The organism is Jonquetella anthropi DSM 22815 (assembly GCF_000237805.1).
Taxonomy (GTDB): Bacteria; Synergistota; Synergistia; order Synergistales; family Dethiosulfovibrionaceae; genus Jonquetella; species Jonquetella anthropi.
Window position 1 is genome coordinate 622,522 of record NZ_CM001376.1, and the last position, 12,639, is coordinate 635,160.

14 protein-coding genes and 1 tRNA gene are annotated in these 12,639 nt (G+C 59.0%); 14 read left to right on the forward strand and 1 reads right to left on the reverse strand.

Annotated features, from left to right (window positions below; genetic code table 11):
- Nucleotides 1-513 carry a pantetheine-phosphate adenylyltransferase gene (gene coaD, locus JONANDRAFT_RS02800; RefSeq protein ID WP_008520723.1) on the forward strand — a complete coding sequence of 171 codons (513 nt, stop codon included), beginning with the start codon at nucleotides 1-3 and terminating at the stop codon, nucleotides 511-513.
- On the opposite strand, the gene JONANDRAFT_RS02805 is transcribed toward coaD, so the two are convergent.
- Nucleotides 488-1,708 carry a tRNA(Met) cytidine acetate ligase gene (locus tag JONANDRAFT_RS02805; protein WP_008522702.1) on the reverse strand — a complete coding sequence of 407 codons (1,221 nt, stop codon included), beginning with the start codon at nucleotides 1,706-1,708 and terminating at the stop codon, nucleotides 488-490. The genes coaD and JONANDRAFT_RS02805 overlap by 26 nt on opposite strands.
- A gap of 90 nt (nucleotides 1,709-1,798) precedes the next feature.
- Between JONANDRAFT_RS02805 and JONANDRAFT_RS02810 the strand changes: the two genes are divergently transcribed.
- From JONANDRAFT_RS02810 to rlmD, 13 genes are all read left to right on the forward strand, one after another.
- On the forward strand, nucleotides 1,799-2,992 hold the full coding sequence (locus JONANDRAFT_RS02810) for an acetate kinase (RefSeq protein WP_008520725.1): 1,194 nt from the start codon (nucleotides 1,799-1,801) through the stop codon (nucleotides 2,990-2,992).
- A 5-nt stretch (nucleotides 2,993-2,997) separates the two neighbouring features.
- Complete coding sequence (locus JONANDRAFT_RS02815; protein ID WP_008520726.1) at nucleotides 2,998-3,564, forward strand: YceD family protein; 567 nt, start codon at nucleotides 2,998-3,000, stop codon at nucleotides 3,562-3,564.
- Nucleotides 3,545-3,769 (forward strand): 50S ribosomal protein L32, encoded by a 225-nt coding sequence (gene rpmF / locus JONANDRAFT_RS02820; protein WP_008522703.1) that lies wholly within the window; start codon nucleotides 3,545-3,547, stop codon nucleotides 3,767-3,769. Before JONANDRAFT_RS02815 ends, rpmF begins: the two co-directional genes overlap by 20 nt.
- Before the next feature lie 112 nt (nucleotides 3,770-3,881).
- Nucleotides 3,882-3,956: transfer RNA gene (locus JONANDRAFT_RS02825), tRNA-Val, on the forward strand.
- A 1,015-nt stretch (nucleotides 3,957-4,971) separates the two neighbouring features.
- Nucleotides 4,972-5,331, forward strand: coding sequence for a holo-ACP synthase (acpS, locus tag JONANDRAFT_RS02830; protein ID WP_008520732.1), 360 nt, complete (start codon nucleotides 4,972-4,974; stop codon nucleotides 5,329-5,331).
- 4 nt (nucleotides 5,332-5,335) lie between these two features.
- The gene (locus tag JONANDRAFT_RS02835) at nucleotides 5,336-6,826 is read left to right on the forward strand and encodes an NAD(P)H-hydrate dehydratase (protein WP_008522705.1); all 1,491 of its coding nucleotides are present in this window, start codon (nucleotides 5,336-5,338) and stop codon (nucleotides 6,824-6,826) included.
- The gene (gene tsaE, locus JONANDRAFT_RS02840; RefSeq protein WP_008520736.1) at nucleotides 6,823-7,302 is read left to right on the forward strand and encodes a tRNA (adenosine(37)-N6)-threonylcarbamoyltransferase complex ATPase subunit type 1 TsaE; all 480 of its coding nucleotides are present in this window, start codon (nucleotides 6,823-6,825) and stop codon (nucleotides 7,300-7,302) included. The genes JONANDRAFT_RS02835 and tsaE overlap by 4 nt, the downstream gene beginning before the upstream one ends.
- On the forward strand, nucleotides 7,292-7,942 hold the full coding sequence (gene tsaB / locus JONANDRAFT_RS02845) for a tRNA (adenosine(37)-N6)-threonylcarbamoyltransferase complex dimerization subunit type 1 TsaB (protein ID WP_008522706.1): 651 nt from the start codon (nucleotides 7,292-7,294) through the stop codon (nucleotides 7,940-7,942). Before tsaE ends, tsaB begins: the two co-directional genes overlap by 11 nt.
- A gap of 16 nt (nucleotides 7,943-7,958) precedes the next feature.
- A complete protein-coding gene (locus tag JONANDRAFT_RS02850) occupies nucleotides 7,959-8,186 on the forward strand; it encodes a 4Fe-4S dicluster domain-containing protein (RefSeq protein ID WP_008520741.1) in 228 nt (75 codons plus the stop codon).
- Nucleotides 8,179-9,315, forward strand: coding sequence for a 2-oxoacid:acceptor oxidoreductase subunit alpha (locus JONANDRAFT_RS02855; protein ID WP_008522708.1), 1,137 nt, complete (start codon nucleotides 8,179-8,181; stop codon nucleotides 9,313-9,315). The genes JONANDRAFT_RS02850 and JONANDRAFT_RS02855 overlap by 8 nt, the downstream gene beginning before the upstream one ends.
- A 1-nt stretch (nucleotide 9,316) precedes the next feature.
- The gene (locus tag JONANDRAFT_RS02860; protein ID WP_008520745.1) at nucleotides 9,317-10,141 is read left to right on the forward strand and encodes a 2-oxoacid:ferredoxin oxidoreductase subunit beta; all 825 of its coding nucleotides are present in this window, start codon (nucleotides 9,317-9,319) and stop codon (nucleotides 10,139-10,141) included.
- Nucleotides 10,142-10,143: 2 nt separating this feature from the next.
- Nucleotides 10,144-10,716 carry a 2-oxoacid:acceptor oxidoreductase family protein gene (locus JONANDRAFT_RS02865; protein WP_008520747.1) on the forward strand — a complete coding sequence of 191 codons (573 nt, stop codon included), beginning with the start codon at nucleotides 10,144-10,146 and terminating at the stop codon, nucleotides 10,714-10,716.
- Between the two features lie 68 nt (nucleotides 10,717-10,784).
- On the forward strand, nucleotides 10,785-12,401 hold the full coding sequence (gene rlmD / locus JONANDRAFT_RS02870; protein WP_008522709.1) for a 23S rRNA (uracil(1939)-C(5))-methyltransferase RlmD: 1,617 nt from the start codon (nucleotides 10,785-10,787) through the stop codon (nucleotides 12,399-12,401).
- Nucleotides 12,402-12,639: the final 238 nt, after the last annotated feature.

Here is a 12,639-nt window from a genome sequence, read left to right on the forward strand (position 1 = left end):
GTGTCCAGTCAGCTGAGGGCCATCTATCCGGGCTCGTTCGACCCGATTACCAACGGCCACGTGTTCATTGCCGAGCGCGCCGCCGCCTTGTTTGAAGAACTGTACGTGTCGATTCTGGTCAACCCGCAGAAAAAATCGGCGTTCAGCATCGAGGAGCGGCAGGAAATGGCTCAAGAAGCGCTGAGCCACCTGCCGAACGTGAGGGTGAACGCCTTTGAAGGGCTGCTTGTCGACTTCATGCGTCAAATTCAGTGCCGGGTTGTCGTCCGAGGCTTGCGGGCTCTATCCGACTTCGAGTACGAGTTTCAGATGGCCCAGATGAACCGCCAGCTGGCGCCTGAAATTGAAACGCTCTTTATCGTCACCGAGGCCCGTTACTCCTACCTGTCCAGTCACGCCGTCAAGGACGTGTTTCGGTTCGGCGGCGCCGTGCAGAACATGGTTCCTCCGGGCGTTTACCGCCGTCTTCGCGAGAGGTTTCTGCCGTTCAGGGGCACGGATCGGCAAGAATAAAGTGCTCTTTCAGCACGTCCCTGCTGCGCGGGGCGTCGGTCAGCTCTTCCCAAAGTTTCGCGCCCCTGAGGCCAAGAAGCGCCATGCTCTGGGCAATGTCGCTGTGAGGAACGTCGCCCAGCCGGGAAACGACCGGCAGGTGCGCCGCGTCTCTCATTTGAGCCAAAAGACGCCTTCCGTTTGGGGAAGCGGCCAACGGCCGAATCCACTGCGGCCCGGCGGACTGGAACGCTTTGTTTTCCGGCTGCTTCAGCCCTAAAAAGACGTACAGCAGCTGACGGAAAAGCCGCGTCCTCGGGTATCGGCGGGTGGATAGCCGCTCCACCAGCTCTTCGACGGTCGGGGCGTCCTCGTAGGCGTCCAGCAGGGCGTTTTCTATTCCCTCGCCGAACTCGGCGTAGCTTTGCAGCGACTCGCTCGTCTCCCGGTGGAGGAGGACTTTCAGCGCCGTCCAATAACGCTTCGTGTCCGTCACAGCCCTTCCGCCCCTGAGACAACATTTTAAAATTTCGGCCGACGGGGCGGGTACGCAGACCAGAGCCTCATCGGTCCGGTTCTCGGCGAGCAGCGCGCGCACGGCCGCCGCGCTCGAAAGGCGGCCGCACGGCCGGCTGTCCGAATACCCGGCGCCTTCCCGCTGAATTGGGAACAGATCTGGATTCCAGCCCTGACGCAGCGCCGCCTCGACGTACGACAAGGCGAGAAGGTTGTTGGGAGAGGAAAAAAGCGGGCTGGGGCGGCCGAGCTCGGCTTGCGCCGCTTGGGCTCGGGACACGGCGTAAGAAGCGCCGCTGTCCAAGTTTTGCCGAAGAGCCGCCTTGAAAGCGGCACTTTCGTGAACTAAAATAGAAGCCGTTTCCCTCAGCGGCTCGCCGGGAGTTTCCATGCCAAAGCTGAGCGCCGTCACCACGCCAGTCGCCTGAAGCAGTTTCACCGCCCCGGCGGCGAAGACGCCCGCGTTGAACGAGCAAAACGGCAGCGGAAGCTCAATAACAAGGTCTATCCCGCAGCGGACTGCCGCTTCGGCGCGCTTGTGAGGGGCGGCCACCGCCGGGAGTCCTCGCTGGGTAAAATAGCCTGACATCACCGCGATCGTCGCGTTGACGACGGTTTGACGCTTTAACTGTTCGATTTGCCGGGCGTGCCCGAAATGAAACGGGTTGTACTCGGCCACAATGCCTACCACAGGTTCCATAGGCGAAACTCCCTTCGGGAAGAACTCTGTTTCGTCGCTTAATTGTACCCCACCGAGAGAATCGGGACATACAGTCGAGGAGGTTCTGTCATGAAGATTTTGGTTATCAACTGCGGCAGCTCGTCTCTGAAGTACCAGCTTTTCGACATGGCCGACGAAAGCGTGCTGGCCAAAGGGCTCGTTGAGCGAATCGGTATCGACGGTTCACGGCTCAAGCACACCCGGACGGGGCAGGAAGCCGTTCTGGTTGAACAGCCTATTCCGGATCACAAAGTCGCCGTCTCGCTGGTGCTCAAAGCCCTGTTGGATAAACAGCACGGGGCGATCAAGAGCCTTGACGAACTGGGCGCAGTCGGCCACCGAGTCGTTCACGCCGGAGAAAAATTCTCCTGCTCCGTTCGCTTGGACGACGCCGTCATGGCGGCCCTGAAAGAGTGCATTCCCCTGGCGCCCCTTCACAACCCGGCCAACATCATCGGCATCGAAGCCATCAGCGCCTCCCTGCCGAACGTGCCTCAGGTCGGCGTGTTCGACACCGCGTTCCACCAGACCATGCCCGACTACGCGTACATGTACGCCGTTCCCTACGGGTATTACAAAGACGCGAAAGTTCGCCGCTACGGCTTCCACGGCACGAGCCACCTGTTTGTGTCCCATCGGGCCGCAGAGATTCTCGGCAAGCCGATCCAGGACCTCAAAATCGTCACCTGCCATCTGGGCAACGGCAGCTCGGTCACGGCGGTCAAAAACGGCAAGAGCGTTGACACGTCCATGGGCTTCACCCCTGTCGCCGGCCTCGTCATGGGCACCCGCTGCGGCGACGTTGACCCGTCCGTCGTCACCTACATTGCCGCCAAAGAAGGCGCCGAAAAGGCTGACAAGATTCTCAACAAAGAGAGCGGACTGCAGGGCATTTCCGGCAAAAGCAGCGACATGCGGGACATCGAAGAGGGCATGAAGGCCGGCGACGCTCGGTGCACGCTCGCTTACAACATGCTCTGCTACGGCATCCGCAAGTACATCGGCGCCTACGCGGCCGCCATGGGCGGCATTGACGTTCTGGTGTTCACCGCCGGCATCGGCGAGAACAGCCCGGAAGTCCGCGCGTCCGTTGCCGAAGGGCTGGAATTTTTGGGAATCAAAGTCGATGCGGCCAAGAACGACTTCCGCGGCAAAGAGCGGATCATCAGCCCCGAGGGCGCGCCTGTGACCGTCATGGTGGTTCCCACCAATGAAGAGCTGGTCATTGCCCGGGACACCCTGCGGATCATCTCCGGACGGTAGAAGCCATGACTGAGGAACGGCACGAAGCCTGGCACGCGCCGGCCCTCTTTCCGGACGAGGCGCCGGGATCCGAAAATTCTTTTCAGTGGAACCTCGGCTTGGCAGAGCCGATAACGGTTGGCGGCGCTGAGTATTCGCTGAGCGAACCGGCCCAAATCACCGCCAAAATGAGCCGTCAGAACGGCTCGGTTCTCTTGATCCTGTCACTGTCCTGCCGAATTATCACCCCATGCCGGAGATGTCTCCGTCAAGTTGGTGTTGCAATTCAGGACGACTTCATGTATTCTTTTATCTTGCGATCCGACGTACTTGGAGAGGAAAGCTCCGCCGGCTCAGGGGCCGGTGATGAGGCTGTACTCGTCCCGGTCGCTCGGCTAACTGGCCCGATAGACCTCGGCGATCTGGCATGGGAGTGCTTCATCTGCTCGCTGCCGCCCTACGTTTCGTGTGAAGGCGGCTGTGAAGATGCGGTTGAGCGCTACGGCTCCACGGCCGACCCCAGAATGCAGGTCTTCGCCGATCTTTTCAAAGCGGAAAAGGAGGGAACGAGTAATGGCAACCCCGAAGGGTAAAACATCCCACCGCAGAACACACCTGCGCAAAGCCCACTGGCTCGGAGCTCTGAACAGCCCTGAGACGACGGCCTGCTCTCACTGCGGCGAACCCGTGGCAAACTACACGGTATGCCCGGCCTGCGGATATTACAAAGGCCGTAAGGTCATGACCGTCGCAGCTGACAAAGCTGCCGCCGCCGCCGAATCCGAAGAGGCTGAATAACCTGTAATCAGCTGGGTCGGGCTCGCTGAGCCCGGCCCTTTGCCCTTGATAGGGACGGCTTGTTTTTCGCCGCTTGACTTCGTTGAACTCGTCGGGTAAAATGCTCCGGTACGGGCGATTAGCTCAGAGGAAGAGCGCTTCCCTGACACGGAAGAGGTCACAAGTTCGAGTCTTGTATCGCCCACCATTGCGAATAGGAGCCCCGCCGGATTATTTCCGGCGGGGCTTTTTTGTTTTGGGAACAAATATGGAGCGAAAGTCTCAGAGGATCGCCTGCGTACTCTCACAAAAATACTTGCTTTCGTGCATAGGACGGTGGCTTGTCCGCTGATGAAAAATAAAAATCACCGTACATGCGGCGGACGGCCGGCAGAGACAAGGAAGGGGCAAGGTGGCGGGCACGACGGTTGGAACCATTCTCTTTGACAAACAGCTGTAGTGATGCCGAAGAGCCCTTTTCTGGCCTTTGGCTGACGCTTGCCCATGCTTTGAGGATATTTCTGCGTCAGTCGCTAAAAGAGCGGAGGATTCCTTTTCTATTGGACGTCGGCAACATAACGAGCGGCCGCTGCGGGCAGTCGAAGAGGTTCAACGCGGAAAAAACCAGCCGTCCGTTTTGCTCGGCAGCCGAACTGATGACCGATTTGAATGCTGATGAGCAGGCGCAGTGTTTGGGGCGTAACAAATGCACCGCTAAACAGCGAGGCAGCATGGGCGGCTTGAACGGGCGGCTGAGGGGCTCCAGATGGACTCAAAGGCCATCTACTGAGCGATTCTTCCCTGATTTCCACAAACGCTACATCTTGTCTTGCAGGCTGTTATTAGTGTTTACCTCAGCGATGAGGTCGGAGCTTCATGGTATTGAAATAGTGGAACACCCGGCAATTTGTCGGGCAGATAACAAAATGTGTCAGCTTAAAGCGTCAAGAGGCGTTGTAACGTCAGCACTTAGTCTCCGTCGGCCTAAGGAACAGCATTATTTTCCGCTGGTCCTGGCTCGGGCAAACTGGCGTCGCGTGACAACCTGAGTTCGCTGTCATCAGCGATAAAAAGTGTTAGAATAATCTATAAGTAGAATATGGTGTAGTTTTAAAGACAAAATAAATGAAATAAAAAATAACTTGGAAATACCCCTTTCTGTTTGGAGATAAAAGCGGTATACTGCAACAAAGCTGAAAGACTCTCGAGGGGGGAGCGAGGCGATGATCGTCGGTATAGGCGTTGATCTGTGCTCAATTGTGCGCATGGAGCGATGCTGTGCCGACGATTTTTTTATTCGCCGGGTATTCACGCCTGATGAGGCGGCGTACTGCCTCCGTCAGGCTGCCCCGGCCCGCCATTTCGCCGCGCGTTTTGCCGCTCGGGAGGCGTTTGTCAAGGCGGCCGGGCTCGGCCTGCTTGAGATAGGCTTTCATAACGTGTCTGTGGCCCGGGACGCGGCCGGCCGGCCGTCTCTTCTTCTGTCCGGACGGGCGGAGGAAGTCTGCCGCGGGGGGACAGTTCATCTGTCGCTGTCCCACGATGGCGGGCAGGCGATAGCATTTGTGGTGATTGAGAGGTGAACCGATGAAAAAATATTACGATTCGGCTTCGGTCGCGAAGCTCGACGCGGGGTTGATTTCATCGGGGATTCCCAGCGCCGTGCTGATGGAAAACGCCGGCGGCGCAATAGCTCGCGACGTTTTGGAGCTTTTCCCGGCGAATGGCTTGCCGCGCAGGGCAGTCATCTGCGTTGGGGCTGGCAACAACGGCGGCGACGGTATTGTGGTCGCCCGGCGGCTGGCCCTTTCCGGTTGGGCTGTGACAATTCTTCTGACTCGCGATCGGGAGGCGCTGAAAGGCGACGGGGCAGTCTTTGCCCGGTTTGTTCCGTCCTCTGTCAGATGGGAAGCGTCCGGCCGTTTAAGCGATGAAGAGGTTCTTCGGGCGTTTGACGCCTCTGACGTGGTCCTTGACGGGCTGCTCGGCACTGGGACAACCGGTGAGCCTCGCGGCGAGATACGTCGGCTGATCGGCCTGCTGAACCGCTCGGCCGCGCCGTGTCTTTCAATAGACCTGCCGTCGGGGATCGAGAGCGGCGGCCCTTGGGTTCAGGCGGCTTTCACGTCGTCTATAGCGGCGTACAAGGCTTCCTGCGCTAGCGGTTCCCGTCGGACGGCCTGCGGCCGGGTGAAACTTCATGCCCTTTGTTTTGGCGAGGCCGATCAGTTAGAAGAGCCGGCGCTGTGTGGGCTTGAACGCTCTGACGTGGCCGCTTTGGCTCCGCGCTGTCCTAACTGGGCGCACAAGGGAACCCGCGGCGGCGTGCTGATTTTTGCCGGGAGCGATCGATACCGCGGCGCGGCTCTGCTTTCTGCCCGCGGGGCGCTCCGCGCTGGGGCGGGGCTGGTCGTTTTGGCGTCCAGCTCTTCGGTGCTCGACGCGGCTGCGGCGTCCCTGCCGGATGCCATCCTCGAGCGGCTTGACGATGGAAGCGACGCGGCGTCAGTCCTGAGCCGCTGGAAAGATCGCTGTCGGGCGATGATCGTGGGCCCCGGGCTTGGCCGGGATGGCCGAGCCGAGGAGGTAGCCGCGGCGGCGGCCGGCTTTGACGGCTCAAGCGTCTGGGACGGCGACGGGCTCAGCTTCCTTCCTCGGCTGGGCACATCTTCTGGGAGACGGTGCCTGACGCCTCACGAAGGGGAGGCGGCGCGGCTTCTCGGCGGCTGGGATTTTGAAAGCGCTCCCGATCGTCGGGCCGAAGGCGCCCGCCGGCTGGCCGGACTGTTTGGGCCGACGCTTTTGAAGGGCCCTGGCTCGCTGGTCGCCGGAGAAAAGATATCGGTTATCGAGGCGGGCGGTCGGGTGCTGGCCGTCCCCGGTTCGGGCGACGTGCTGAGCGGCGCTGTCGGCGCCATGCTGGCCGCCGGTCTGGACTGCGAAGCGGCCCTTGTCGTCGCGGGCTGGTGTCACGGACGAGCCGGCGACCGGCTGACAGAGCGGCTCGGAGCTGACGGACGTCTGGCTCAGGAAATTGCCGACGAGCTGCCCCAGTGCCTGAACGAGGTCTGCTCATGACCGGCGGAGAAAGTTTTTCTCTCTTTCTGGCTACGCCGGACGAGACGGTTCGTCTCGGCGAGATGCTCGCCCGCTGCGCGTTCCCGGGGCTGGCTATTTTCCTTGAAGGCGATCTCGGGGCAGGCAAGACGACCCTTGTGACGGGGATGTGTCGGGCCTTGGGCTGGGACAGACCGTCCAGTCCGACCTTTGCGATCGTCAACGAGTATCCGGCTCGCCAGCCTTTGGCGCACGTTGACCTGTACCGGCTGGAGGACGTGGACGAGCGGGACTTCGGGCTGAGCGATTACCTTTCCGACGGTTGGATCTTGGCGATCGAGTGGCCCGACCGGCTGAGGGCGGCTGAGTTTCCCGAGTGGTGGCGCATTCAGCTGACCTGCGCCGATTCGGGGCGGAACGTTCGTCTGAGCTCTTCAGGACGCTTGGCCTGCGAAGCGTTGGAAAAACTTCGAGCGGAGGTCTGCCGTGGCGACTGAGACGATTCTTTCAATCGACTGTGCAAATCGGTGGACTTGCCTCGGCCTGTGGCGGAACGGTCCGGTTGGCCAGATGGAGCTGAACTTGGGACGCCGTCAGGCGGCTCAGTTGCCTCTGGCGGTTGAGGCGCTGATGAATCTGGCCGAATTTCAGCTATCCGGCGTGACTGCTGTGGCCCTGACGGTTGGCCCCGGTTACTTCACGGCCCTGCGAATCGGCTTGGCCTACGGGAGCGCGCTGGCGTTTGCTCTCGGAGTGCCAGTGGTTCCGCTGTCGTCGCTTGAAGTGCTGGCCCGGTCGTTTCCGGCCGATGGTCTCGTCGTGCCACTCATCGCCGCCTCTCGGAGTCGGGCGTTTTCCGGCGCGTGGCTCCACGGGCGGCAAGTCCTTGAAGAAGCGGAGCGCTCCAGAGAAGATCTGGACGCGGCGCTGAGCGGTTTTAAAGAAGCCAAATATCTGGTCGCAGCAGCTGACGAGCGGCTGTTTTCCGAAGGTGACAGCGGGGGAATAACGGTCATTCCTTCTGCCAGCGGCACTGCAGCGGCCGGTTTGGGATTTGAACGTCGGGAGGAAGCTGTTTCTCCTGGGGGGATTCGGGCTCGCTATTTGAGGGAACCCGGACTGGGACGGAGCGTGTAAGAAATCCTGGAGGTGAATGGTTTTGGAGAAGAAACACTTTAAGGTTCTGGTCAACGCCGGATGGTGCAAAGGCTGCGGCCTGTGCGTCAGCGTCTGCCCCAAAAAGGTGCTGGCGCTCAACGAGCGGGTGAAGAGCGAGCCGGTCAATCAGGACGACTGCATCGGCTGTCATCAGTGCGACTTCATCTGCCCAGACCTGGCGATTACCGTTCAGAACGACGAGGGGGAAAGCTCGAATGGCTAATGTCAAGTTCTGGCAAGGGAACGAAGCGGTGGCGTACGGCGCGTTAGCCGCCGGATGCCGGTTCTTCGGAGGGTACCCCATCACTCCGTCTACCGAGATTATGGAAACAATGGCCGTCGAGCTGCCCAAAGTCGGCGGCGCGTTCATGCAGATGGAAGACGAACTGTCGGCCATAGCGAGTTCCATCGGCGCGTCCATCGCCGGCCTCAAGTCCATGACCGCCAGCTCTGGCCCCGGTTTTACGCTGAAGCAGGAAAACCTCGGCTTGGCCTACGAAGCGGAAATTCCGCTGGTTGTGGTCGACGTCATGCGCGGCGGCCCGTCTACTGGGCTTCCCACTCAGGCGTCCCAGCAGGACGTTATGCAGGCCCGGTGGGGAAGCCACGGCGACCACGGCACTATCGCCTACGCTCCGGCGTCGGTTGCCGAATGCTTCTCCCTGACCGTCCAGGCGTTTAACGACGCGGAGAGGTACCGTCAGCCGGTGCTCATCATGAGCGACGCCGAAATCGGACACATGCGCGAGAAGTTCATCGTCCCGGACATGAAGGATTTCACCATCGTGAACCGCAAGCGTCCCACCTGCAGTCCTGATGAGTTTGTGCCGTACCGTCCGGACGTGTGCGACGAAGTGCCGCCCATGGCCGCGTTTGGCGACGGCTACCGCTGGCACGTCACCGGCCTCACCCACAACGAGTGGGGATTCCCCACCGGCGACCTAGTGGAAATTGAAAAGAAAATGAAGCGGCTCATGAACAAGATCGACCGATTCCGCAACGACATCGTCAAGTATGACCTTGTTCACGCCGAAGACGCCGAAATACTTGTCGTCTCCTACGGCTCGGTGTCGCGTTCCAGCATCCGCGCCGTCCTCGACGCCCGCGCCAAGGGCATTCGGGCCGGACACTTCCGCCCGATCACGCTGTGGCCTTTTGCCGACAAGGAACTTGAACGCCTGGCGAGAAAAGCTAAAGTCGTCATCGTTCCTGAGCTGAACTGCGGCCAGTTCGTCCTGGAAATTGAACGGGCTATCCACGGCAAAGCGAGAGTTGTGCCAATGAGCTTGATCAACGGCGAGCTGTTCCAGCCGTCAGAGATCCTTGAAAAGATCGTGGAGGAGGCGAAGTAGAATGCCGTCGAAAGAAGTATTTGATTGGATTCGTCCTCGTTTTTTCCCGCACATCTGGTGTCCCGGGTGCGGTCACGGCATTATCCTGAACGCGCTGCTGCGCACGTTCGCTACCTTGGGGCTTGACCCAACTCAGACCGTACTGGGCTCCGGAATCGGCTGCTCCAGCCGTATGCCCGGCTACGTCAACGCCTGCACGCTCCACACGACCCACGGCCGTTCGCTCGCGTTCGTCACCGGCATCAAAATGGCCAACCCCAAACTCACCTGCATCGACGTCATGGGTGACGGCGACTGCAGCGCCATCGGCGGCAACCACTTCATTCACGCCTGCCGCCGCAATATCGACATCACCGCCGTCGTCATGAACAACAACATTTACGGCATGACCGGCGGACAGATATCGCCCACGACGCCGGTGGGGTCCATCGCCAAGACCGCGCCGTACGGCGCCATTGACCCGGCGTTTGACATCTGCAAACTGGCTGCCGGCGCAGGGGCCAGCTACGTTGCCAGAAGCTGCGTCGCTAACCCGCGGGAAATCGAAAAGTTCTTAGCCGCCGGCATCAAGCACAAAGGCTTCTCGGTCGTCGAAATCGTCACCCACTGCCACACCCAGTACGGCCGGTACAACAAACTCCGCACGCCGCAGGCTAACATGGCGTTCTTCAAAGAGCGCATCGTCCCGGTTCGTAAGGCTGAAACCATGACGCCGGAAGAGCTGACCGGCAAAATCGTTACCGGCGAATTTGTCAACATCGACCGGCCGGAGTACTCTGAACAGTACTACGCCAAGGTCGCGAGCGTCCGCTCGAAGGAGGCCTAGCCATGTCGAAACGTTTTGAAATCTGCTTGGCCGGATCCGGCGGGCAGGGCGTCATCACCGCGGCAGTCATGATCGGCGAAGCCGCCGCCGAATTTACCGACGGCCTTTACGCCGTGCAGACCCAGAGCTACGGCCCCGCGGCCCGAGGCGGCAGCGCCAAGGCTGAAGTGGTTCTCTCCACCGAACCTATCGACTACCCCAAGCCCATGAGCCCTGACCTGACCATTTGCCTCAGCGGGCAGGCGGCGGAGAAGTACGGACACTTCGTCAAACCGTCCGGACGGCTGATTTTGGACGATTTCATGGTTCAGGAAATCCCGGACGTGGAAGCCAACATCTACAGCCTGCCGGTTGTCACCACCGCTCGGGACGTCATCGGCCGGGAGATCGTCACCAACATGGTTGCGCTGGGCATGGTCGCCCGCGTGCTGGAACTTGAGCAGGTCATGACGCCCGACGCCATCCGCAAAGCCATGCTCGACCGGGTTCCCAAGGGGACCGAAGAGCTGAACGCCAAAGCGTTTGACGAAGGCTACAAAATCTTCAAGGCCAGCCAGTCGCACCACTTCCAGTAAGCTCTTAACAAACCGCCGCGCGGGACAAGCCAGAGGCCTGTTCTCGCACGGCTTTTTCGGAGGAAACTATGAAACTTGAAATTGAAGGCGTCAACTCGTTGGGACAGGGACTGTCACACCTTCCCGACGGCCGGGTCGTCTTCTGCACCGGCGCTCTGCCCGGCGAAACTGTGGTCGCCCGGTTGACGATGGAGAAGAAAGCCTACGCCGTCGCTGAAATTGAAACCGTCGCCGTCCCTCACCCTCAGCGGGTCAAACCGTCCTGCCGGTGGTACGAAACCTGCGGCGGCTGCCAACTCCAGCACGCCAGCCGCTCCCTTCAGCTTGAACTGAAAAGCCTCATCGTCGAAGACAGCTTGAGAAGGCTCGGCGGCTTCGACCTGCCGGAAAAAATCTCCTGCCTTCCGTCGCCAGTTCAGTGGGGCTACCGGAACAAAGCCTCCTTCCCGGTTCGCAGGACGGCCAGCGGCGAAACGACAGGCTTCTTCAAAATGGGAACTCACGATATCGTTCCCATTGAAACCTGCCCGTTAGTCTGCGACCAAGCGGCTCAGCTCTATGGCACTCTGCGCGGCCTCGTGCAGGACGGCGGGTTTTCAGCCTACGACGAAAAGACCGGCCGAGGCTGGCTGCGCCACATAGTCGTCCGGGCTTCAACGTACGGCAGCGGCCTGCTCGCCCTGCTCGTCGTCACCTCCAAACCCGACCAAGAGGGGATGGCGAGCTTGCGGGACCTGTGGCGCTACCTTCAGAGCCGCCAGCCAGCGCTCTCCGGTCTTGCCCTCTCGATCAACCCGAGCCGGGGCAACCGAATCATCGGAGACGAAACGGTCCCAGTCGCCGGAACCGATCGAGTTCATGAATGCCTTGGCCCCTTTCGGCTCGAGTACGACGGCACCTCGTTCTTTCAGGTCAACACCGCTCAGGCCGCTCGGCTATTCGACTACGCCTCGTCTCTTGTTCCAGACGGAAGCCGAACGCTTGAACTGTACTGTGGCGTTGGATCGCTCACAGCGTTTCTCGCCCGAAAAAGCAGAGCCGTCACCGCCGCTGAAATATGGCCTCCTGCCGTTGAAATGGCGCGGAAAAACATGAGCGGCAACAACTTAACGAACGTCGAGCTTCGCCTTTCTCCGGCGGAAAAACTGCCGTCCGATCCGTTCGAAGGTCAGGACTGTCTCGTCGTCGACCCGCCGCGTACCGGCTGCGACGGCGAAATGCTCGCCCGGCTCGCCGGGACGTCGATCAAGTCGATCGTCTACGTCTCCTGCAACCCTGCCACGCTGGCCCGTGACGCAGCTCGCCTGCAAAGTGCCGGATATCAGCTTGTCACCTCATCGGTCAGAGCCTTTGACATGTTCCCCCAAACCAGCCATGTGGAGACGGTAGCTCTGTTGTCCAAACTAAATACAGAACATCATTTAGATATAGAAATAGGGGAAGATGAATTATCTGAAATTGACTTTTCAAAAGACGCAACTTATGGAGAAATTAAAAAGTATGTGTTAGATAAATACGGACTAAAAGTTTCAAGCCTATATATTGCACAAATAAAAAGGAAACATGGTCTAATAGAGAGAGAAAATTATAATTTTAGTAAGAAAGAAAATCAAAGAGTGCCAAATTGCCCAGAAGAAAAAGAAAAAGCAATCGAAGATGCTTTAGAGCATTTTGGAATGATTTAAATAATATCTAAGATTGAAAATTTTAAAATTAAGACTTAAAAACTTTAAGATTAAAAAGATATGTACTTCTTATATAACCTAAGAAGATTAATTGAAAATCAGGGGAACGATGATGGTAAAATAAAAAATTTTAACAACTAAAGAAGAATTAGGCATTATTGCCAAAGAGGTTTTTATGAAGTTAAAAATACTGAAAAAGACTTGTTAGAATTGAAAATTTTAGATCATTGTGCAGGGT

Coding starts and splice junctions, on each gene's coding strand:
- tsaE (WP_008520736.1), top strand. CDS start 6,823: ATGACCGGCGGAGAAAGTTTTTCTCTCTTTCTGGCTACGCCGGACGAG.
- JONANDRAFT_RS02810 (WP_008520725.1), top strand. CDS start 1,799: ATGAAGATTTTGGTTATCAACTGCGGCAGCTCGTCTCTGAAGTACCAG.
- JONANDRAFT_RS02805 (WP_008522702.1), bottom strand. CDS start 1,708: ATGGAACCTGTGGTAGGCATTGTGGCCGAGTACAACCCGTTTCATTTC.
- rlmD (WP_008522709.1), top strand. CDS start 10,785: ATGAAACTTGAAATTGAAGGCGTCAACTCGTTGGGACAGGGACTGTCA.
- JONANDRAFT_RS02855 (WP_008522708.1), top strand. CDS start 8,179: ATGGCTAATGTCAAGTTCTGGCAAGGGAACGAAGCGGTGGCGTACGGC.
- JONANDRAFT_RS02815 (WP_008520726.1), top strand. CDS start 2,998: ATGACTGAGGAACGGCACGAAGCCTGGCACGCGCCGGCCCTCTTTCCG.
- acpS (WP_008520732.1), top strand. CDS start 4,972: ATGATCGTCGGTATAGGCGTTGATCTGTGCTCAATTGTGCGCATGGAG.
- rpmF (WP_008522703.1), top strand. CDS start 3,545: ATGGCAACCCCGAAGGGTAAAACATCCCACCGCAGAACACACCTGCGC.
- JONANDRAFT_RS02835 (WP_008522705.1), top strand. CDS start 5,336: ATGAAAAAATATTACGATTCGGCTTCGGTCGCGAAGCTCGACGCGGGG.
- JONANDRAFT_RS02865 (WP_008520747.1), top strand. CDS start 10,144: ATGTCGAAACGTTTTGAAATCTGCTTGGCCGGATCCGGCGGGCAGGGC.
- JONANDRAFT_RS02850 (WP_008520741.1), top strand. CDS start 7,959: ATGGTTTTGGAGAAGAAACACTTTAAGGTTCTGGTCAACGCCGGATGG.
- JONANDRAFT_RS02860 (WP_008520745.1), top strand. CDS start 9,317: ATGCCGTCGAAAGAAGTATTTGATTGGATTCGTCCTCGTTTTTTCCCG.